At 44.9% G+C, this 21,788-nt stretch carries 18 protein-coding genes; 7 read left to right on the top strand and 11 right to left on the bottom strand.

Going from position 1 to position 21,788, the window contains the following annotated elements; translation table 11 throughout:
* Nucleotides 1–24: 24 nt before the first annotated feature.
* Complete coding sequence (locus QUA04_RS07540; protein ID WP_333255327.1) at nt 25–150, bottom strand: hypothetical protein; 126 nt, start codon at nt 148–150, stop codon at nt 25–27.
* 141 nt (nt 151–291) lie between these two features.
* Here QUA04_RS07540 and QUA04_RS07535 point away from each other — a divergent pair, with 141 nt between their 5' ends.
* Nucleotides 292–1,752 (top strand): dolichyl-phosphate-mannose--protein mannosyltransferase, encoded by a 1,461-nt coding sequence (locus tag QUA04_RS07535; RefSeq protein ID WP_445242297.1) that lies wholly within the window; start codon nt 292–294, stop codon nt 1,750–1,752.
* Nucleotides 1,753–1,900: 148 nt separating this feature from the next.
* On the opposite strand, the gene trmB is transcribed toward QUA04_RS07535, so the two are convergent.
* From trmB to csaB, 3 genes are all read right to left on the bottom strand, one after another.
* On the bottom strand, nt 1,901–2,533 hold the full coding sequence (trmB, locus tag QUA04_RS07530; protein WP_333255322.1) for a tRNA (guanosine(46)-N7)-methyltransferase TrmB: 633 nt from the start codon (nt 2,531–2,533) through the stop codon (nt 1,901–1,903).
* A gap of 159 nt (nt 2,534–2,692) precedes the next feature.
* Entirely contained in the window at nt 2,693–3,445 is a 753-nt protein-coding gene (locus QUA04_RS07525; protein WP_333255320.1) for a Uma2 family endonuclease, read from the bottom strand.
* A gap of 22 nt (nt 3,446–3,467) precedes the next feature.
* On the bottom strand, nt 3,468–4,505 hold the full coding sequence (gene csaB, locus QUA04_RS07520; RefSeq protein ID WP_333255318.1) for a polysaccharide pyruvyl transferase CsaB: 1,038 nt from the start codon (nt 4,503–4,505) through the stop codon (nt 3,468–3,470).
* A gap of 413 nt (nt 4,506–4,918) precedes the next feature.
* Here csaB and QUA04_RS07515 point away from each other — a divergent pair, with 413 nt between their 5' ends.
* The 3 genes from QUA04_RS07515 (at nt 4,919) to QUA04_RS07505 (ending at nt 9,698) form a co-directional block, all read left to right on the top strand.
* Entirely contained in the window at nt 4,919–5,233 is a 315-nt protein-coding gene (locus tag QUA04_RS07515) for a DUF2499 domain-containing protein (RefSeq protein WP_242715849.1), read from the top strand.
* Between the two features lie 16 nt (nt 5,234–5,249).
* Complete coding sequence (locus QUA04_RS07510; RefSeq protein ID WP_333255316.1) at nt 5,250–5,669, top strand: lysozyme inhibitor LprI family protein; 420 nt, start codon at nt 5,250–5,252, stop codon at nt 5,667–5,669.
* Nucleotides 5,670–5,858: 189 nt separating this feature from the next.
* The gene (locus QUA04_RS07505) at nt 5,859–9,698 is read left to right on the top strand and encodes a DNA polymerase III subunit alpha (RefSeq protein WP_333255314.1); all 3,840 of its coding nucleotides are present in this window, start codon (nt 5,859–5,861) and stop codon (nt 9,696–9,698) included.
* Here QUA04_RS07505 and QUA04_RS07500 read toward each other — a convergent pair.
* From QUA04_RS07500 to QUA04_RS07490, 3 genes are all read right to left on the bottom strand, one after another.
* Nucleotides 9,675–11,765 (bottom strand): protein kinase domain-containing protein, encoded by a 2,091-nt coding sequence (locus QUA04_RS07500; protein WP_333255312.1) that lies wholly within the window; start codon nt 11,763–11,765, stop codon nt 9,675–9,677. The genes QUA04_RS07505 and QUA04_RS07500 overlap by 24 nt on opposite strands.
* Nucleotides 11,766–12,089: 324 nt before the next feature.
* Complete coding sequence (locus QUA04_RS07495; protein ID WP_333073253.1) at nt 12,090–12,428, bottom strand: DUF3593 domain-containing protein; 339 nt, start codon at nt 12,426–12,428, stop codon at nt 12,090–12,092.
* 297 nt (nt 12,429–12,725) lie between these two features.
* On the bottom strand, nt 12,726–13,379 hold the full coding sequence (locus QUA04_RS07490; protein ID WP_333255310.1) for an ATP-binding protein: 654 nt from the start codon (nt 13,377–13,379) through the stop codon (nt 12,726–12,728).
* A 623-nt stretch (nt 13,380–14,002) separates the two neighbouring features.
* Here QUA04_RS07490 and QUA04_RS07485 point away from each other — a divergent pair.
* Nucleotides 14,003–14,707: a pentapeptide repeat-containing protein gene (locus QUA04_RS07485; RefSeq protein ID WP_333255308.1), complete on the top strand. Its 705-nt coding sequence runs from the start codon at nt 14,003–14,005 to the stop codon at nt 14,705–14,707.
* A gap of 104 nt (nt 14,708–14,811) precedes the next feature.
* Here QUA04_RS07485 and QUA04_RS07480 read toward each other — a convergent pair whose 3' ends face one another.
* Together QUA04_RS07480 and gatA are read right to left on the bottom strand one after the other, a co-directional pair.
* The gene (locus tag QUA04_RS07480) at nt 14,812–15,795 is read right to left on the bottom strand and encodes an alpha/beta hydrolase (protein WP_445242296.1); all 984 of its coding nucleotides are present in this window, start codon (nt 15,793–15,795) and stop codon (nt 14,812–14,814) included.
* 118 nt (nt 15,796–15,913) lie between these two features.
* Entirely contained in the window at nt 15,914–17,374 is a 1,461-nt protein-coding gene (gene gatA / locus QUA04_RS07475; RefSeq protein WP_333255414.1) for an Asp-tRNA(Asn)/Glu-tRNA(Gln) amidotransferase subunit GatA, read from the bottom strand.
* A 1,075-nt stretch (nt 17,375–18,449) separates the two neighbouring features.
* On the opposite strand from gatA, the gene QUA04_RS07470 reads away from it, so the two are divergent.
* Entirely contained in the window at nt 18,450–18,905 is a 456-nt protein-coding gene (locus QUA04_RS07470) for a helix-turn-helix domain-containing protein (RefSeq protein WP_039886916.1), read from the top strand.
* Nucleotides 18,906–19,112: 207 nt separating this feature from the next.
* Nucleotides 19,113–20,414, top strand: a complete 1,302-nt coding sequence (locus QUA04_RS07465; protein ID WP_333255304.1) for a serine hydrolase — start codon at nt 19,113–19,115, stop codon at nt 20,412–20,414.
* Nucleotides 20,415–20,464: 50 nt separating this feature from the next.
* On the opposite strand, the gene QUA04_RS07460 is transcribed toward QUA04_RS07465, so the two are convergent.
* Nucleotides 20,465–21,037, bottom strand: coding sequence for a DUF981 domain-containing protein (locus QUA04_RS07460; RefSeq protein WP_333255302.1), 573 nt, complete (start codon nt 21,035–21,037; stop codon nt 20,465–20,467).
* A gap of 120 nt (nt 21,038–21,157) precedes the next feature.
* Nucleotides 21,158–21,376, bottom strand: coding sequence for a hypothetical protein (locus QUA04_RS07455; RefSeq protein ID WP_333255300.1), 219 nt, complete (start codon nt 21,374–21,376; stop codon nt 21,158–21,160).
* Nucleotides 21,377–21,788: the final 412 nt, after the last annotated feature.

Genomic DNA, 21,788 nt, shown 5'->3' with positions numbered 1-21,788 from the left:
GCTATCATAGTCGATCGCAGCTTGTCAGGTGCGCTTTCCTTTCCTGCCTGCCGATTGCGTCGGGGGCATATTGTGCGATCCCCCCGCTGCCTCTGGCCACACCACGCGATCGCCCGCATCGGATTTGCCTGCGCGAAGGTTAAAAGTCATAATTGTAATTTTTACGCTATTCTCAACTCAGTATTTTTAAATTAGCGATCGCCCTCAAATCTAGCATCTACTATTTTCTGCTGTTTTATGAAAATCCACAAAAAACACTTCAACAGATCCACTTGGTTTTTTTGTTTAGGAATGTTCGCTGTGTTTCTCCTATCCTTAACTCTGCGATTTTGGGAACTGGAGCGATTTAACACTTTAGTATTTGACGAGGTTTACTACGCTAAATTTGCCAACGATTATCTCACAAAAACTCCTTTTTTTAACGCTCACCCGCCTCTGAGCCAGTACATAATTGCGATCGGCATTTGGATTGGCACTCATCTTCCCTTCGGCAAAACCGCCGTCAACAGTATGGCTGGCTCCCTGCTTTCCCCTTGGGATTACCGCTGGCTGAATGCTCTTACAGGTTCCTTTATTCCGCTAGTTGTGGGAGTACTGGCTTATCAGCTAGTTCCGCGCCGCACCTTTGCTTTTATTGCTGCTTTATTTATCGCCTGCGACGGTCTGTTTTTAGTTGAGTCTCGCTACGCGCTGAACAATATTTATCTGGTTTTATTTGGAATATTAGGTCAGTTATTTATTTTAAAATCCGTAGAAGCAGAAGGCAAAAAGCGCTGGCTTTGGCTGCTACTAGCCGGGATAGGTTTCGGCGCCTCTGCGGCTATCAAATGGAACGGATTATGGTTTCTCTTCGGTACTTATCTAATTTTAATCTGTGCTTGGGCAGTTCGTTTTATCCAGGGGAACAGAGGAAATGAAGAACAAAGCTACGAGGTAAATTCACCTCTAATTCCTGCCGAAAGTCCCATACAAAAACTGACTCAACTCAAATTTATAGAAGTAGGTTTAACTCTAGCTGTCATTCCTATTTTAGTTTACAGCCTATGCTGGATTCCTCACCTGCATCTCAATCCAACTCCCAATTTCTGGCAGATGCAAACGGAAATTTTGACTTATCACCAGCGGATTAAAAGCGGCCCAGATGTACATCCTTACTGTTCCACGTGGTACAGTTGGCCTTTGATGCTGCGCCCCATAGTTTACTTCTACAAAACTGCTAGCAGCAATGCCCAACCTGATCCGGTTTTGCCGCCTTTACCTGAAGGTGCAACTCGGGCAATTTTTGACGTTCACGCGATGGGAAATCCCTTCCTTTGGTGGCTTTCAACCTTAGCTTTATTGCTAGTAATAGGAGTTTTAGTTCACCGGATTTTGGTGTGGCTGCAAACGCGCAGCGAAGCTTCTGTTGACACGCTAGAACAGCAGCAGCCGATTTTGTTTCCGCCGACTGCTGAAATGTGGCTGGCGTTATATTTAATAGTTAATTGGGCCGCTAATTTGCTGCCTTGGATGAAGGTGACTCGCTGCATATTTTTGTACCATTATATGGGCTGTTCTGTGTTTGCAGCCTTAGCACTTGCTTGGTGGACTGACAGGTGGCTGCACAGCCCTCAAACTCGACTCCGAGGGATGGGAGTAACAATTATTTTTCTGGTTTTGGGTGCTTTTATTTTCTGGATGCCTATCTATTTGGGACTGCCTTTGTCGCAGTGGGAATTCGATACTCGGATGTGGCTTCATTCTTGGGTGTAAGTTAGAAATAATTCTTTTATTAACGGGCAAGATGCCCGTTCCACAATAAAATTAAGTTTTGTGGAACAGGCATCTTGCCTGTTCCCAACAAAGGTGCAAGATGTAAGTTATAACATTTATGACAAAGGTGAGTTTGTAAAAGCGAGCATTATTTTTGATACAGTGCTCGATAAACTGGTTCGCCGCGTTTGAGAGTCGCAATTTCTCTTTCAGTAGGCACAGGTAGAGGATTTTCTGCTAGCCAATTCTCGCCGTTTTGACGTTTAAAACTGGGGTGAGATGAAAAGCGATCGCACATTTCCCTTTCTACTTCCTCAATATCTGACTGAATAAACACTTCGCCACCCATTCCCAGATAAGTTGCCAATTCGTTGACTAATTCCTGCTGCACCACCCGCCGTTTGTGGTGCTTTTTCTTGAACCACGGATCGGGAAATTGAATGCTAACTAGCTGCAAAGTGCCAGCGGGGAAAGTTTCTAAAATCGGCTTCAGGGAACTATTAGCATTGCAAAACAAATAGTGCAAATTTGTCAAGGCTTTTTCGTCCCGCCAAAGATTTGCCTCGTCAACCAAAGGTTCCCGAATTTCTAATCCGAGAAAATTCCAGTCAGTTTGGATTTGCGCCATGTGCCACAAAAACCGTCCTCTGCCGCAGCCGATATCTAAATGCAGCGGTAAATTTAAGTCGGCATAGATTTTAGTCCAATCCGGGGGACTTGCAGATGCTTGATATCTAATTGATAGGGGATTGACGTGTTCCCGCACTCTTACTCTTGCCAATTTTGCTGTCTCCTAAATGTAATTTTGAACCGCTGATGAAGGCAGATGAACGTGGATTAACGCAGATAAATATTGATTTTTGCGATATTGTTCAATACTTTTTAATTAATGAGCAATATTAAATTGCAGAGGGACAATTTTAAATTGCTCATTATTGCATTAGGCTTCTGGTTCAATGCCTGCTGCTCTTAATTGGGCGGCTAATCTTTCCGATCGTTCTCGTTCTTGTTCGGCTTGCTGTTGAGCGAGATCCCTTTGCTGCCGTTCCCTTTCTACCATTTCTGCTCCCCACAATAACATCTCTCCGCTCTCATCCCACCACCGCAACCAATATCCGGTTCTTTCGGCCTTGGTTCCCTGCCAAACACCCAAAAATAACCCAACTCCTTCAATCCAATAACGATTGTTTGAATCCGGCTGCTGTACTTGATATCTTCCTGATGAATTCAACTGATAGACTTCGATAACTCCGGCGGCAGGTTCAAAAAGTGCATAGATTGGCACTCGCAATACTTGCTCGTAAAAAAACCATTTTCCCGGCGGATACGTTGGTTTTATTGAATATTCATCGTTGGGACTAGCGGACAAAAATTCCATGACAATCGCCGGGACTTCTCCTTCTAAGTTGGGAGTGTAACTGCGACGAATTTCTTGACTAGAAAGCGGCTGTACGTTGCGGGCATAAAACCAATCTGGAGCTTTAATAACTAGCTTGCCGTTTAATGTAGCGCAAATTCCCATGTTTAGGGCAACTAATATTCCAGTTACAATTAGCCCTGCGATTTCTAAGATTTCTCGCAAGGCAGCAGCGAGCAAGGGCTGGTCGATATTTTCCACAGGTTCCTCGTCTAAAATGAAATCGTCTGGCAATTTTTCCCAAGTAATTTTTAAGTCTGCTGTACTGACTGTCATTGTATTTCACCTCTGAATGAGATTACTGGAGCGCGGTTTGCAATACTTCGCGATGAAAGAGCGATCGCTCTACTATAAATTTTATCCTGTCTGGCGATAAGGCGTCGCCATTAGCATAGTGTTCGATCCAGGTTTTGCTGATTAAATAAGGATCGTCTGGCAATTCTGATAATAAGTATCCCGGCATTTCTAGCTCTTCCATTAACTGGCTGACTTTGGGATCGTAGCTGAGGGCAAAACAGCGGCATTCTTCGGATGCTGCCATAATTAAACTGTGGTAGCGCATCCCGATCGCCATTTCGACTCCCCGGAACACTCCTTTCAATTTTCTGGGGTCGTCTAAACTGAGGATGCAGCTTCTTTTCGGCAGGGCTTCGTGCAAATGTTGGGCAATTTCTAAGTCGTGAGAAGCTTGAAAAGGCAGCAGCAAAATTAAGGTGCGAGTTGCTTTTTGAAAGTCAACTAAAGCTTGAGTTAAGATTGACAAACGGGCGGCAGTTAGTGTAGAATGAGAACGCAAACAAACAGCAACTCTGGGCGCAGGTAAATCCCACAAGCCCGACACGGGGGAATTCTCCAAAGCCCACACGGGATCGGGCGCTAAAGTAAAAGGAATTTGCCAATCTGCAAGTAAAGTAGCTGAAGCTTTATCCCGCACGCTGACGGCGGTGCATCCAGCAAAACAGCGCTGAGATAACTTGCGAGTGATTTCGCGCTTCAAAGGCCCAATTCCCTGGGCCCAAGCAACAGTTTTTAAGCCCATCTGCTGCGCTAATCCCATCAAACCCCCATAATAGAAAGGGCTCACAATGCTAGTAGCATCTTGGATTAAACTACCGCCGCCCCAGATTAGGGCGTCGGAGGTGCGGAGTGCTTCGAGAACTTGAAACGCATTCATGCGATCGCGCGCAGCTACCCCGTACCGCTGATTTGTCTCGACAGGATTGCCAGACAGGACGATCGGCGTCACGCCATCTGGTAACATTTGCAGTAGCGATGCCAACAGCGCCTCGTCGCCGCCGTTGCCTTTACCGTAATAGCCGCACAAAATTGCTCGCATTTCTACTCTTTTATTTGTTTGTGATGGGGAATCTAACTATTTTAGATTTTAGATTTTAGATTTTAGATTTTTTTGATATTTGAGATTTGAAAATTGATGCTACTACCAAAAAAATGCTACTGTCATCAAGCTTCAAGGCTTTACGTCATCAGTCAGCTCAAATCACAAATCTAATAAAATCTCGAATCGCTAATCTAAAATTGTATGACCAGCCCAAAAACAGGTACAAGCCCCCACTTAAGTCGTGGATGCTCCTAAAATTTTAGACCAAAGCTCAAGCTCCAAGATTCATCTGTGGAGTCAACCTAAAATCTAAAATCTAAAATCTAAAATCGACTGACTCATCATACTTTATATGACAGTTGCGTAAGTCCCGATCGATAAATCTTTCATCTTCGTTCAGAATACAAAAAATGCACGCTTTGTCAATTCCCACCTGGATTATTCACGTCTCTAGCGTCGTCGAGTGGATTGCCGCCATCTGGTTAATTTGGACTTACGGCGAAGTCACTCAAAACCGAGCTTGGTGGGCCCTTTCCGCCGGAATGCTGCCCGCTCTCGTCAGCGCTATGTGTGCCTGTACATGGCACTATTTTGACAACTCTCCAGCCCTAGAATGGATCGTTACCCTGCAAGCGGCAATGACTCTCTTCGGGAATTTTACTTTGTGGGCTGCAGCTTGGTGGATTTGGCGATCGGCGCAGCCAGCAGAGAAAATTAAAGATTGAAAAAGAGGTAAATATTTTGAAAAAAATCACTATTTGGGTCAAATTAGCCGCGAGTTCGCTGTTGTTAACAGCCGGATTTTTGCTTCCCAGCAAAGCCAGCAACACTTCCTTACAACTCGCCCAGCAGCCTAACTGCAAAAGTCCTCAAACTACACAGGAGCAGAATGCGTGTTCCAGTCAAGAGTTTCAGGCAGCAGACAGAAAACTCAATCAAGTATATCAGCAACTTCAGCAGAAACTCAACAGCAAACAAAAGCAAAGATTGATAGTAGCACAGCGTAGTTGGCTCAAGTTTAGAGATGAATCTTGCAATTATGAAATGGGGCAGTTTGAAGGTGGGACTTTGGCTGCTTCTACCTACAGTTATTGCAGAGCGAGGGTGACACAAGAACGGGTTAAAGATTTGGAGCGTTATTTGCAACAAGCAAATTTGTAAAAGTTCGATCGCGAGCGAGAATAATTTACCCATTAAATCATCTATACCGCGACAACCTCATCTTTTGCACTTCTAGAAGCCCCAGCACAAACCAGCTCAAGAGTGATATAAAGCTTTGTTTTTTATTTTACCCTTTGACACGCCTATGGTGTAAAATCTAAATTCTCAAATCTTATATTTTAAATCCCTATGTCCTTCGTTGGTTTGCACATTCACAGCGATTATAGCTTACTAGATGGGGCGTCTCAGCTACAGCAGCTCGCAGAACGGGCGGTGGAATTGGGGATGCCCGCGATCGCCCTTACAGACCACGGGGTGATGTACGGCGCGATCGAGCTAATCAAAGTTTGCCGAAATAAAAATATCAAGCCGATTATTGGCAATGAAATGTATGTCGTCAACGGCGACATTGAAGTAAAAGTTCGAGGTAGAAGAAAATACCATCAAGTTGTTTTAGCTAAAAATACCCAAGGTTATAAAAACCTCGTCAAACTAACCACAATTTCCCACTTAAAGGGAATGCCTGAAAGAGGTATTTTTGCTCGACCTTGCATCAATAAGGAACTGCTAAAACAATACTCCGAAGGTTTAATTGTCACCAGTGCTTGTTTGGGCGGGGAAGTTCCCCAAATGATTCTGCAAAACAAGCTAGATACTGCCCGTGAAGTAGCCACATGGTATAAAGAAGTATTTGGGGAAGATTACTATATAGAAATTCAAGACCACGGTTCCCCGGAAGACCGGATTGTTAATGTTGAAATCGTCAAAATTGCCCGCGAACTCAAGATTAAAATAATTGCCACCAATGATTCTCACTATATTTCCTGCAACGACGTAGAAGCACACGATGCTTTGCTGTGCATTAACACCAACAAACTGATTGAAGAAGACAAGCGGATGCGCTACAGCGGCACTGAGTATTTAAAGTCCGCAGATGAGATGGCGCAACTGTTTCGAGACCATTTGGATGATGAAACAATTAAAGAGGCGCTCGAAAATACCCTAGAAGTCGCAAATAAAGTATCAAGATACGAACTCACAGGAGAAGCTCGAATTCCCACAATTCCCATTCCCCCAGAACATACAGCCGATACTTATGTAGAAGAAATATCCTGGTTGGGACTCTTAGAACGCCTCAAAGCCCGCACCAGAAATGAAATCCCCCCCGTCTACAAACAAAGACTAGAATACGAACTGAAAATGCTTCAGCAGATGGGCTTTTCGGAATACTTTTTAGTAGTTTGGGACTACATAAAATATGCTAGAGACAATGATATTCCAGTAGGGCCAGGACGCGGTTCTGCCGCAGGTTCTCTAGTTGCCTACGTCCTCAAAATCACCAATATAGACCCCGTACACCACGGACTACTATTCGAGCGATTTCTCAATCCCGAACGGAAATCTATGCCAGATATTGATAGCGATTTCTGCATAGAAAGGCGAGATGACATGATTAAATACGTTACTGAAAAATATGGTAGCGATCGCGTAGCGCAAATTATTACTTTCAACAGAATGACCTCAAAAGCTGTCTTGAAAGATGTTGCCAGAGTGTTAGGGATTCCCTATAAAAAAGCAGACGAAATGGCAAAATTAATTCCCGTGTCCAGGGGAAAACCGGAAAAACTTAAAGTGATGATTTCCGATGACACACCTGCACAGGAATTTAAAGACAACTATGAAAATACAATTTGCATCAATGAAGAAACAGGGACACAAGTCCCAGTTCGTCAGTGGATTGACATGGCAATTCGCATTGAAGGAACCAACAAAACCTATGGCGTTCACGCGGCCGGTGTAGTAATCTCTTCAGAGCCGTTGGATGAAATTGTACCGCTGCAAAAGAATAATGAGGGTGCTGTAATTACCCAATATTTTATGGAAGATTTGGAATTTTTGGGTCTGCTGAAAATGGACTTTTTGGGATTGAAAAATTTAACAACTCTCCAGAAAACAGTTGATTATATTAAGCACACCCAAAATCTAATTGTAGATCCAGAAATGCTACCTTCTGATATAGAGCGCAGAGCTCAAGAGACTTTTGCCAGAATCAAAAAGTTACCAAATGATGTAGATAAAACTTATAGACTTTTAGAAAGAGGAGATTTAGAAGGTATTTTTCAGTTAGAATCCTCTGGAATGCTGGATGTAGTGAAAAAACTCAAACCTTCCTGTCTGGATGATATTTCTTCTATTTTGGCACTTTACCGACCTGGGCCGCTGGATGCAGGTTTGATTCCTCAGTTTATTGACTGCAAGCACGGTAAAACAGTTGAGTACGATCATCCGCTATTAGAACCGATTTTAAAAGAGACTTACGGAACGCTTTGCTTTCAAGAGCAAATTATGCGGATGGCTCAAGATTTGGCGGGCTATTCTTTGGGGCAAGCTGACTTGCTGCGGCGTGCAATGGGAAAGAAGAAAGCTGATGAAATGCAGAAGCAAAAAGAAACGTTTATCGACGGCGCAACTAAGAATGGAGTCAGTCAAAGAATTGCTGAGAAACTGTTCGCGCAGATGCTGCAATTCGCTGAATACTGTTTTAATAAATCCCATTCAATGGCCTATGCCTATATCACTTATCAAACTGCCTATTTAAAGGCGAATTATCCTCTAGAATACATGGCTGCACTGCTGACAGCTAACAGGGGCGATCAGGATAAAGTACAGAAATATATTGCCAATTGTCTCAAGCTGGGTATTGAGGTGGAGCCGCCCGATGTTAATAGCTCGGAACTTACTTTTACACCGCTTCCCAAACTGATGACTGGCTCGGCAAAAGATAAAATCTTGTTTGGAATTTCTGCTGTTAAAAATGTGGGAGAAGCTGCGATTGAAAATATTTTGGCAGCGAGGCAGGAAGGGGGTAAGTTTAAATCGCTGGCTGATTTGTGCGATCGCGTAAATCTCCATTCTGTCAACCGCCGCGCTTTAGAAGCATTAATTCAATGCGGTGCTTTTGATAAAATTGAAAACAACCGCAAGCACTTAGTAAACGACCTCGAAGGAGTGATGAAATGGGCGCAAGAGCGCAAAAGAGATAGAGAAAGCGGGCAAGGTAATCTCTTTGACTTGTTAGGTACGAATAGCTTTGGTAAGTCGGTCAATACCTATGAGTCTGCACCTAGATCTAAATTGGTACCAGATTATGACAAACAGGAGAAATTGCGTTTAGAAAAAGAATTGCTGGGCTTTTATGTATCAGAACATCCCCTAAAGTTTCTCATGCAAGTAAACCAAGACCCCGATGTAGTGACTCTCGAACAGTTAGCAGATAAAAAGGGGAAAGTATCAGTTATTGTCATGCTCAACGCTATCAAAATGGTAGTGACCAAAAAAGGCGATGCGATGGCTATTTTGCAGTTAGAAGATTTGACACATCAAATAAAAGCTGTTGTGTTCCCCAAGGCTTACGAACAAGTGAAGCCTTACATTGTAGAGAATGCTATCTTACAGATTAGTGGAAAAATTGAGAAAGATGGGGAGGAAATTCAGATAATTGTAGACACGGCCAAGCCGGTGGAAACAGTACAGGTTACAGAGGAAATCGAGAGGATGGAATCGGAAATAAACAACTCTTGGCCGGGGGAAACAGTCAACATTGTACGATCGACCAAACCTGTCGAAGTTCTAGAAATGGTGATTGTCAAGCTGACACCCCAGCAAATACAAGACGGCAAAAAACTCAATTCCCTCAAAGCTATTTTGCAAGAACTTTCCAATCGTGGAGAAGGTGCTAGCGTTTCTGTGGGGGGAATTGTTGTCGGTGAATATTCTTGTCAACCCGTTCGCATTAACCCTCAATTGTGGGTGCAAGATGGCGAGGGAACTGTTAGCCGTCTTAAGTCGGCTGGATTTGATGCTTGGGTTTTTCCTCTAGACAATCCCGGGGATACTGCGGTGTTTCGAGAAATGCGATCGCAACTTAATGTACATTCTTGGGCCAGTCGTTTACTTGACACTGACACCGATCGCCTTCACAAGTATCTCAATTATCTCGCCCAACTAAACAGACGCCCGCCAAATTAACACTTCGCCGCCATCCCCACCGGTGACTAAAGTTTGACCGTCAGGACTAAAAGCCACCGGATTGCACCCAGCAAGAGAGCACAAACATTCTGCTGTTTCAAGGTTCCAGAGTTTAACCGTACCGTCTCGACTGCCGCTAGCCATAGTTTCGCGATCGGGACTAATCGCCACCGAAATCACCGCATCAGAATGCCCCCTCAAAGTATTAATCAATTCGCCTGTATCGGCATTCCACAATTTAACAGTAGCGTCGGCACTTCCACTGACAATCGTCTTTCCGTCTTGACTAAATGCGATCGCATAAACCCAATCTGAATGACCGACAAAAGTCCGTACACTCTCCCCAACACCTACCAGCCACATCTTGATAGTTGTGTCAGCACTGCCGCTGGCAAGCATCATACTTTGAGGGCGAAAACTAACAGATAAAACCTTGTCAGAATGTCCCGAAAGTTTTTGAACCAATTCTCCATTGCGCTGGTTCCACAATTTAATACTCTGGTCGCCGCTAGCACTCGCAATCGCTCCCGAGTCGCAACTAAAAGCCACCGAGTACACGGAGCCGTAGCGGTGACTGTACGGCGAACCAAAATCGCTATAAAATTCGCGAATCATCGCCTTTTTATCCAACTTCCACTCAATGACTTTTCTGTCAAAACTGCCGCTAACCAGCATTCTCCCGTCTGAGCTGATTGCCACAGCATCAACCGTTGCGGAATGACCGAAAAAAGTATGGATGAATTCACCTGTTTGCAGGTCCCACAGCTTAATTGTTTTATCGTCGCTGGCGCTCGCTAGAATATTACCTTGAGGATTAATAACCACAGCATTAACCGGGGCTGAATGACCTTGGAGAATGCGATCGCACCGCCAGTTATTAGAGGACAATAATCTCGGATTGCCAGCGGATGGCACAACATGAATCTTCTGGGGCGGCGCGGCCGAGACGGCGGTTGCTGTATTGGGCTGTGAGTTAGTTACTGGCGAATTAATAGCTATTTTTGTTGGCGAATTATAACAGATTTGAGAGCGGGGATATTGCCCAACATTTACCAAGTCTTGCAACACTTCAGCAGCGGATTGATATCGCTCTCGTACCGAATCTTTGAGCAATTTATTCAAAATAGTTGCTAATTTTTGGCTGACTTTTATGCCTTTTTGCGCCAAGTGCGATCGCCAAATCCATTTGCATTCCAAAGCATCGAACAAATCCTTCAGTACCGCCCCAGTTAGCAGGTGAATGCAGGTAACGCCCAAACTGTAAAGGTCGCTCGCCGGATAGGCTTTGCCGCTGCGAATTTGTTCGATTGGCGCATAGCCTGCAGTTCCAGTTATCGTCCCAGTTTGCGCCTCAGAAAGGCCGGTAATGTGCTTAGCAACTCCAAAATCTACTAGCACAAACTGACCCCCCCTGGCCTTCCCCTGTACAGCAGGAGATTCAGCCACAATTAGCCCTTTCATACCAGCAGAAGATTGAGGTAAATTTGCCCCTCCTTTTCCTTTACCAGGAGTCGAGCTGCCATATCCCGCCGCAGCCCACAAGGTTTGGGGAGTTCTTCGCACAATATTTTCCGGCTTAATATCCCGATGAATCACCTGCTGCTCGTGAACAAATTGCAAAACAGGCAACAAATTGATCAACAATTCCCAAATCTGTTCCTCGCTAAAAGCTCCCTGCTGCTGCAACTCCTGAAACAAATTATTTCCTTCGATTAACTCTTCCACAAGATACAGACGTTTGGCTTGTTCAAAAGAAGCCAGCAAACTTGGAATCTGCGGGTGCTCTCCGAGTTCGTGCAATCGATGAGCTTCTTGTTTGAACAGTGCAGTTGCCTTTTCTAATTCAGCTTTTTCTTGAACTTGGGGGAAAAATTGTTTGATGGCGCAGGGAGTTTTCAACCTATCTTCATCGACAGCTAAAAAAGTTCTGCCAAATGTTCCTTCACCGATAGGTTGAATGGCGCGGTAACGCTCTTTCAGTAGCAATTTAGAGCCGCACGCCAAACAAAAATTGGTTGAGTCAGCATTCTGCGGCTTTTGGCAATGGGGATTGAGGCAATAGCTCATCTTTTTTCCGGCCTGGAGATTCCCACCACAGCTAAACTTAGCAACATGGTAGTCTGTTTCCACTCACGCCCAGAGCACCATTCTCGATAATACCTGAGAAACTCGCTTTCTTAACCCAAAATCTCGGATCTCAGGTTGAGCCCGTGGCAAAAACCAAGGTGACGACACTAGAAGTGCTTGATGTGAGTTTCCATATATTGTAGTGCTTTCCTAAAATTTTGCAGGTTGGCGGAGCACAAACTGATAGGTCAACACTTAACTGTTAACTACGGCTATTCGGGAGCATTTCTGCAGAGAGTAAATACAAAACTGAGGTGATCCCGGCTATTCTCCCCCATCTAAAAGACACTCTTGCTCCTCGCCGCCCTTCTGTGAGGATGCTTTGGCTTTAATCACCGCTTCTCTAAAGCCTAAAACTAATAAAATATTGGCAAGTGTTAAGAATAGTTCTGCAGAACCGTGCAGCCAATCGACATTTGCTAGCGACTCGTTGTAGGCAACTTTTGCGTAAATTGCGGCGGGAATCGTCACCGCTACAAAAACGAGAGTCCCGTAAAATCCCATCAGAGCTAAACGGGGTGTTTTTCCCGATCGAGTCAAAAACCAGAGAAATCCCAAGTAGGGAAATAGAGACAGAACAAATAAAGTTTCTTTGGAAATCATTAGTAATTGGCGAGCGACCAGATACTATGATAAATTAAAAGCTCAAAAATTAGTGTGAATATTTTTTAACTTTTAATGTTTAGTTTTTTATATTTAATTAGACAGATGCACCCGTTTCTATCGAACCGCTATCGAATCACCCAATACCATAGCTCTTAACCCAAGCCGCAGCAGGTTGGCAGTATTCAAAACTCCTCACCCACCCGGAGACAAAACCCGTAACTTTTCCCCTAACACCGTTTTTAGCATAACACATTTTTCACCGTGCCAGTCTGTTAATTGTCCCTCACTCCAAAGCTACCCAGCAATTAGAAATAGAGACGGTTCCAAAGTTTTTTGTCTGCTAGGCATCAAGCAAGCATCGTTCAAAACCTCTAAATCCAAGCCGTTATTTCTATCTTCTGCTGCCAGAATTTCCTTGAGCTTAGCATCCAAATCAAAACACGGGCCACAATCCCAAACTTTAAGTTCCAACCGTCCCTTAAACACCCTAATTTCCAGTTGAACAGGAGTTTCTACTGGCAGATTTTTGTGAGCGTGGCGAACTGCATTAGTGAAACCTTCAGCCAACGCCAACTGAAAGTTCCACCAAACCTCATTGGGGAGCGATAAATCTTTCAACTTATCAAACCACAACAAAACTTGAGTTAAAGCATTGACATCTGTGTTGACTTGCAGGCTAATATGTTGAATACAAGTTTCATGCAGCTCTTCTTCCTGCTCTGTTTCAGTCTGCCAATCCCAGGTGTTTAATAAATTCATTAACCCATCTAAAACGCTAGCTTTTTTTATATTTTGGGAGTGATTGCGACCTTCTACTTCGTAATTTTTGGTCAACGACAAACAATTTCGATTGTCGAGAGTCCGGGTGTAACTGAGCTCGTCTGCAATCTGCCACATGAGTTTGATCCCCCTGCCGCCTTCTGCAAGTTGATCTATGCTGTTAGACATCTATTTTCCTCGTTTGAAAGTATTAGCTTTACCAAATTTTCCCACCCGCCGAGACACGTGGAAATTTTTTTATACTTCCTTGCTCGGTATTATTTCGGGGATCACACAAAAATGCTATCTTCTTTATAGAAGGCAGCGCATCAGCAATATGTCTTAAGAGTCTAAGCCAATTGGCTTATTTACCTATCGCCTGTACGGAGAACGATCGCCCTCGGCAGCAAAATCCAACTGCATCTATTACAAATACTTATCCGTTGTCGGAGTCGGTCACTTGCCGCAGCCGTCCCAAGCTCTAGAATCCCTGGCATTTAGCGCCTCCGGGCGTTCGCCGTTCGCTGCAGGGAGCCTTGATGTGCGGGCTTTCATCCCCAACGCGTAAGTAATATCCGTGAGGGCGATCGAACCTTACACCGTCGAGTCGCGTCCATCCACTAGACTAGGACTTACGCAAACAACCCAGTTTCTGCTCAGAATATTGGGTTTGACAGCGAGGAATTAACGAGGAAACCGGGTTTTTGGTCCCCCGCACGTAAGTCCAGCAGACAAATCGGTGATGAAAGGCAGTTACAGGACTTACCCAGACTATGACCCAAATCAAACTCAAAATTCTGACTGCAGCGATAATGCTACTCCCATTTTGCGCCGCACTTCCCTTACAAGCTCAAAATCTGTCTCTAGTCAAGCGGCTGCTAGAAACCAGAGGATGTCCCGGATGCGACTTATTTGGCGCTTCCTTGAGCCGTGCAGATTTGTTTGGCGCTTCCTTGAGCCGCGCCACTCTCAACAGGGCCGACTTAGTTGATGCCGACTTGACTGCGGCTGACTTAATGGAAGCTAATTTAAACAACGCCAACATGAGAAACGCCTTTTTGGCTGACGCCGACCTCAGCAAAGCCGACATGAGCAGGGCCGACATCAGGGGAGCCAACTTAGAAAATGCCAACCTCAGCGAGAGTTTTCTGCGAGACGCATCCCTCCAGTTGGCTAACTTAAAATGTAGTAATTTGAGGGCCGCTAAACTAAGTAGAACCGACCTAAGAAATGCCGATTTAAGCGGTGCCAATCTCAGCGGTGCAGACCTCCAAGAAGCCGATTTAAGCGGTGCCAATCTCAGCGGTGTAGACCTTAGATCTGCCGACTTGAGGGATGCGAGATTGAACAAAGCTAATCTCACAGATGCCAATCTCTGCGGCGCCCGGATGCCGAACAGAAAAATATCTCGGCGAGGCTGCGAAGTTAAGAAAGAACAAGCGATAAGCACGAACAATTACTGCAATTATTGCTATGCCTTGAATGACTGGTGGCTTAATGTATTAAGGTTGCAGTAAGCGGTATCATCGGGATAACTGCTCCGCTTTAAATATGTACTGTTAGAAGTGCGAGCAGGCGGTACAGATATCAAACTTAACCTGTTACCGCCAATAGCTTTTATCTACTTTGAAGAACCTAAAAATTGGCTCAGTATTTGCAGATATTCTGCCCCCCCGATCTGTGCCACATTAGTGTGACCTCCGTCAGGAACTATGTAAAGCTGTTTGGGTTCAGGTGCTGCCTCAAACATTTTTTTGCTCATTTCCACTGGAACTACATTGTCAGCAGCCCCGTGAATAAACAGCACGGGCATTTGCAGGCGATCAACTTTTGAAAGAGAATCAAACCGCTGTGTCAGCAAAAAATCGATCGGAAACATCCAAAACAGCCCTTTTTGGAAATTCACCATCGCCCGTGTCGAAGTAAAAGAGCCTTCTACGATTAACCCCGCCGCCTCTGGGTGACGCACCGCTAGATCGATCGCGATCGCCCCTCCCAAAGAATGACCGTAGATATAAATTTGATTCGGGTTGATCCCCCGCTGTTTCACCAAATAATCCCAAGCAAGTTGAGCATCCTCATAAACCTGAGATTCACTGGGAAAATCGCCCTGGCTTTTTCCATAACCACGATAATCGATCACAAATACCGACAAACCTAATCGATGAAATCGATAAGCGTGTTCGACATTTGCTCCTACATTTGAAGCATTGCCGTGCAGGTACAAAATTACCCCCCCTAACCCCTTGTTAAGGGCGGGAACCGCAGTGATGGCCCGTTTGTCACTTTGGGGCATAGCCAGCAGCGACTCTCCCTTTCTTGCTCCCCCCCTTGCTAAGGGGGGGCTGGGGGGGTTTTCCGAGGCAGGAATCCACCACCCGTGCACGCTTTCCACCGCGCCTGTTTTAGTTGAAATTGGCAACCAAACATCTTGATATTTCAACTGAAAATCATCTGGCGTAGTTTCGATCGCCCGCGCGGGAAAAAAGATAAACTTACCTTGCGCTACAAAGAGGAATACACAAGCAGCAGAATAAGCAACGGCCAAAACTATCCCAAAAGCTATTAGCGATTTAGACACAAGGAATACTAGCAGATTGTTCATAGATAGAGCACGCGGGAAATTAGAGATCGCTCAAAAGCTAATGGCAAATGATTAATTCAGACAATTAGCCAAGATCGATTACTAACTTCCGCCGCAGCATTCCGCCGATTTTCAAAAATTAATGCAATTCGGGGTGGTGCAAGTGCCAATTCGTAGACTGTTCGTAAGCGTGAGCCACTTGAAACAACCGAGATTCTTGCAAAACATTACCAATCAGTTGTATACCCACGGGCAGTCCTTTATCATCAAATCCGCAGGGCAAACTCAAAGCTGGCAAACCAGCAAGATTAACGGGAATAGTCATCAAATCTGACAAATACATACTCAGGGGGTCATTTAATTTTTCGCCTGCCTTAAATGCGGTAGTAGGAGCAGTGGGACAGACTAAAACATCAACTTGAGAAAAAGCTTTTTCAAAGTCTTCTTTAATCAAAGTCCGAACTTTTTGAGCTTTTAGATAATAGGCATCGTAATATCCAGCCGACAATACGTAAGTGCCGATCGCAATCCGGCGTTTAACTTCCGCACCGAACCCTTGAGAGCGGGTTTTGGCATACATATCCAAAAGATTATCGGAGTCGGGAGACCGGAAACCATACTTGACTCCATCATATCGCGCCAAATTTGCCGAAGCTTCCGAGGGAGCAATGATGTAGTAAGTGGGCAAACCGTAGCGGAACCGGGGACAAGAAATGACTTGAATTTCTGCGCCCAATTGTTGAAATTGCTCGATCGCCTTAGTAACAGCGTCTTTAACCCCCGAGTCGAGCCCTACACCAAAAGTTTCTTTAATTACACCAATTCTAATCTGACCCTTCGGTCGTAAACTGGGTCTTAAAGCTTGAGCGTAGTCAGGAATTGGGACATTAAGACTCGTGGAATCTCTCGAATCATAACCGGCGATCGCCCCCAACAAAATCGCCGTATCCTCAACAGTCCGGCCAAAGGGCCCGATTTGATCGAGAGAAGAAGCATAGGCCACCAAACCGTAGCGAGAAACCAACCCATAAGTCGGTTTCAGCCCCACCAACCCGCAAAAAGCAGCAGGTTGGCGGATTGAGCCCCCAGTATCCGAACCCAAACTCACGACGCATTCTCCAGCGGCTACCGCTGCGGCAGAACCGCCAGAAGACCCGCCGGGCACGCGCTCCAAGTCCCAAGGATTCGCGGTAACTTGATAGGCAGAAGTTTCCGTCGAGCTCCCCATTGCAAACTCGTCCATATTCGCCTTACCCACAATCACCGCACCGGCTGCTTGGAGTTTGGAGACGACGGTGGCATCGTAGGGAGGAACAAAATTCTCCAAAATCCGAGAGGCGCAGGTTGTGGGAACGCCCTCGGTACACATATTGTCTTTAACGGCGATCGGGATACCGGCCAACAGGCCAATTTGCTCTCCGGCTGCGATTTGGGCATCCACTTTATGGGCCTGCGCCAATGCGCTGTCTGCTGTCACGCACAGAAAGCTTTTCAACTTCGGCTCTAGCTGGGTAATTCGGTCTAATGCTTCTTGAGTAATTTCCACAGCAGAGCGTTCTTTATTGACCAGTTGTCGGTGCAACTCGCGGATGGATGCCATGCTCGTACCTTTATCATTTCTACTTTGAGACAATACAGTTAATATAACTGGCAATTGTACCTGCTTACAGCCCGAAGGCAAAGTCGGCTATTTTTATGGCGAAAGTTCAAGCGGGCGATCGGTCATTTTATATACAATAGATTAAATTCCCAAAATCCCACCGCACACAAAATAGCGATCGAGTTTTTTACCTAATCTTTTAACAAACCAAGAATGCAACTGTATCAGGACTCATGCAAAAAGTGGTTTGACGCAAGATTTATATGACTAAGGGGTAAGGTGTGCAATGCGGTTCCTACATAATTAGGTTCTGCCTCCAAGAATCTTTAGGCAAGCTCACAATCATTAGGAAATCAGTTATTCCCACTTCTGTCATCTAAATTATAAAATATTAGCTCCCTGTTTCTTTTGGACGACGCCCAGGATTTATGGCAAAAAAAGATGCTATACAAAATAAATCAATCCCACAGAATTCCTGCTTTTTGCGGTTGATAGTTAGACTTTCTTAAAAAATTCGTTACTAAAAAATTACCAAGCTGGCTAGATTCAATTATATTAAAAAACCTAATTAAAAGCATCTGAAACGGATTTTAACGAGATTAATCGCCTCTTTAAATCCCGAGATAAATTAAGTTAAACTAGAAGATTAGGATAATCTAATATTAGATTATGACTGCACATCCCTAATAATTATGGTCAAATTATGAAGAGGACTTTTTGATACAAAAATGACTGAAGTTATCAGTCATCCGAGTGAATTAATGGTGGTGGTGCGATCGAAGAAAATAGTGATCGACCTTTTCCGATGCACCCCCATTGTGAGAGAGGTCAAAAAGCCTGTCAAAAATCTGGGGTTCACAAAAAAGCTTGAAACGCTCACCGTCACCCCGAGGTATTGTGTTGCGTGCACGTGCGAAAAAACAGCAGTCCTTCCTCAAGTGCGACTAGCTGCGTGCATCGGGGGTAAAAAAAGCTACTTATTTGCCCGAACGATCCCCAGGAAAATAATTTCATCCGGAATTATCCCCAAAACCAAAGATATATGGTAAGAAGTTCCCGATGCCCCGTTGGAGGAATGCCACCTAAAGCTCACTTAGAATCCCACCTGACGGCAGAGGAACTCAAAATTCGCTACCGGCAGGCACAAAACACCACAGAGTCGCGCCGCTGGCACTTGCTGCTGTTAGTTTCCCGAAATTGGACTATCAAACAAGCAGCCCAAGTCGTAGGCCTCAACTACGACTACGCCAAAGAAATTGTCCAGCGCTACAACCGAGAAGGGCCTAACTCTGTCAGGAACCGCAGCGGAGACCGCCAGCCCCCTCCTGCGAAATCCTTGCTGAATCCTGAACAGCAAGAAGAACTGCGACAAGCGCTGCAAGGCCCTGCCCCCGACGGCGGAGACTGGACAGGCCCCAAAGTAGCTCGCTGGATTGCCGAAAAAATTGGTAGCGATCATGTCTGGCCCCAACGCGGCTGGGATTACCTCAAGCGGTTGGGTGCTGACTGGCGACGGCGGCGCAAAAAGTAGATAGTTCGCAATATTTTAGAGGGGGTTGATTGCCTTGGTGCGATCGCTCCCTTTATTTTGGTTATTTTGCCACATTGGCGCGATCGAACTATTTTAGATTTTAGATTTTAGATTTTAGATTTGTTCTCCTATCTAAAATCTAAAACCGTTTGACTGATGTAACAATAGCTGCTTATATAGAATTTGGTTGTGTTGAGGATGTTAAATATGCCAGAGATCAGGCGTTTTTTGTCGATCGCCAACAAGATGGCGGCAGTAGTAGCCGGCATTGGGCTGGTTCAGATGTTAACCATCGCAACTTCATTCTCTCAATCATCTAACCCGCGTTCCCTAGACGAACTCTACAAAATTCGCGATCGGCTGATCACCGAATTAGAACAACCCCCCTCTCCCTCCCCAGAACCAACCCTCCTCTCGCGCTTAGTTCCCGTTGCCGCCAATCCTCAAGAACAACTGCTACAGCAGTTGCAAGCGGTGGAAGCTCAAATATTAGTAGAACAAAGGGCTAAGGACGACTTACAGCAAGCAGTCCGTTTAGCCAACCGAGCCGTAGAAACTCAACGGCAGCAAAATAAGTCGATCGCATCTTCCCAGCAAACTCAATTTTTGTGGAACCAGGCCCTCAACAACTTGCAGGAAGTTCCTCAAAATTCATTTTTAGCTTCCCTCACTGCCTCAAAAACTCAAGAATACCGGGAAAATTTAACAGCAGCAACATTTCAAGTGCAGCAAGCAAAATCTGATTTTTTGGGTGCGGTTGCCCGGGAAAGTGGTTTGTCTGCTCAAGCTTCGATTGGTGTTTGCAACCTTTCTAGACAGTGCGTAAACCTCCGGGGCGATGTGCCTCCTGTCAGTCCGGCCAGCTTAATTAAATTGCCGATTGCTGTCGCCCTGATGCAAAAAGTCGAAAAAGAAAAAATTAGTCTCAACCAGGAAGTATTTGTAAATCCGGGTAATTTCACCGAAGACTCATCTACGCAGATTTTGTCCCCTAAAAATTACCCATTACAGCTACTGTTAGAAGAAATGATCGATCGCAGCAGCAATACTGCTACCAATCAACTTATTGATTATTTGGGTTCGGATTACATCAATCAATTCTTAGATAATCGCGGCTACGAAGTCACCCGCGTCAACTTCAAATTAATGGGGGAAAAAATTATGCCTTCTAACCCCGGTTCTGGCCCCAACCGCCTGACTGCTAACGAACTCACCGAGATGATGGTGCAAATTTATAACGGCGAAACACCCGGTGCTAAACTATTAATAGAAACTCTCAACCGCCAGTACGATCGGGCTCTGGGATTTGCCGCCTTGCAAGGAACTAAAGCTCAGTGGTTGGGCGAAAAAACCGGCCAAAATTCCCTGGTGCTCGGCACAACTTTAGCGATGAGTATTGACGACGAGGCCTATGTAATGACTGTGATTGACACCAGCAGCGGCGATTTACAAATGCGCCAGTCTATTTCTAAAATTGCCGATTACATTAGCCGGAATCCCGGCTTTTAAGAGAATATTGCGAAAACGACTTATTGTCTATCGCGGTAAGTTGCCAGGTTTCAGCGCATGGGGTAGGGAACCCAATTCGAGAATTTAGCGAGATGCTCCCAATATACCATGCACGCCGTCAAAGCCCAGATCAGACCCGCTGCTATTAGAACGATCGTCCCAATCAGTCGCAGAGTGCGATTAGTTGGCATCAACAGCACAGGCGTCGCGCAGACGCCACCGAGTCCCGACAGGATGAAGCCCATACCTGATAGTATTGGCTGCGTGGTTAGACCGAGATTGATAATCCGCAAACCGATCAAAATAGCAGCCGCACCTGCGAAAAAGGCGTAAATCGTAACTGTTAGCAACTCCCAGTTTTGAGCTAGGGCGACAGCAGCACCGAGGAAGACGATACCGAACAAAACTGACATTTCCCCGAAGACAATGTTGAAGCTGCCTGGAACTGACCAAGTGAAGATCATGTGCAAGCCTGTTGTCACGGCGATCGCGCCACTCATGCCAAACCCGGGAATCCACCGTGTTCGATTGGTGCCGTCGATACCGGAATAGACATAGTAGGCGAGGATAAATAACCCTGCCACCATATTGATCAGCATCAAACTGATGTAGTTAATAAACATTAATTTGCCGACCTCCGTCACTCATAAAGGTGAATTATATCTATTGTACATCTCCCATAATTCTCGCTTCACAGGCCGGAGAGCCTGTTCTTGACAGGCTTGTTCGGAGATGTCTATTAACTAACCCAGCAAGAAAGTAGACTTTGCACTAGAATAAACATTAGGAGCAGGAAAAGTCAGTTGTCGCAGATTTAAATTAGCACCTCCTTCAATAATTGCAATTGTATCTTCTGGTTTGGAGATGACTAAATCTGCACCTACCGGAGATATTTGATAGTCACTGAGTTTGCCTGCTAGTCTGAGTACATCGGGAGCATAACACTTATGCGATGAGTACAAATACTCAGAGATACCATGCCCCTCATTAGTCCATAATTAAATATGTTTACCACTCTCGCAAAATTATGAATCCAGAGAAACAAAGAAAGCTACAAGAATATACCAGAGCAATTGCTGAGATTTTATATACAGAAGCTGAATCTGAACAACAGTTCACGCTCGAAAGTATATAAAAAACTATTCAGACACAGCTTCAGCAGTATGTCAGTCCAGAAATTGCCGCTTTTTTTTTAAGAGCTCAACCGGAACAACTTCCGGCAGAACTAGAAAACTTACCAGTACATTAGGGATACTAAAAATCAGTGAAAAACAAGCTAAAATACTCGGAGTTAAGCGGGAGCATAACAGTTATGCGGCGCTCAGTATAAATACTGATAATAATTTAAGCTGCTGCTTTGAGATTGATACCAAT

Source organism: Microcoleus sp. S13_C5 (genome assembly GCF_036700845.1).
GTDB lineage: Bacteria > Cyanobacteriota > Cyanobacteriia > Cyanobacteriales > Microcoleaceae > Microcoleus.
This window is presented reverse-complemented; position numbering and strand designations above follow the sequence as displayed.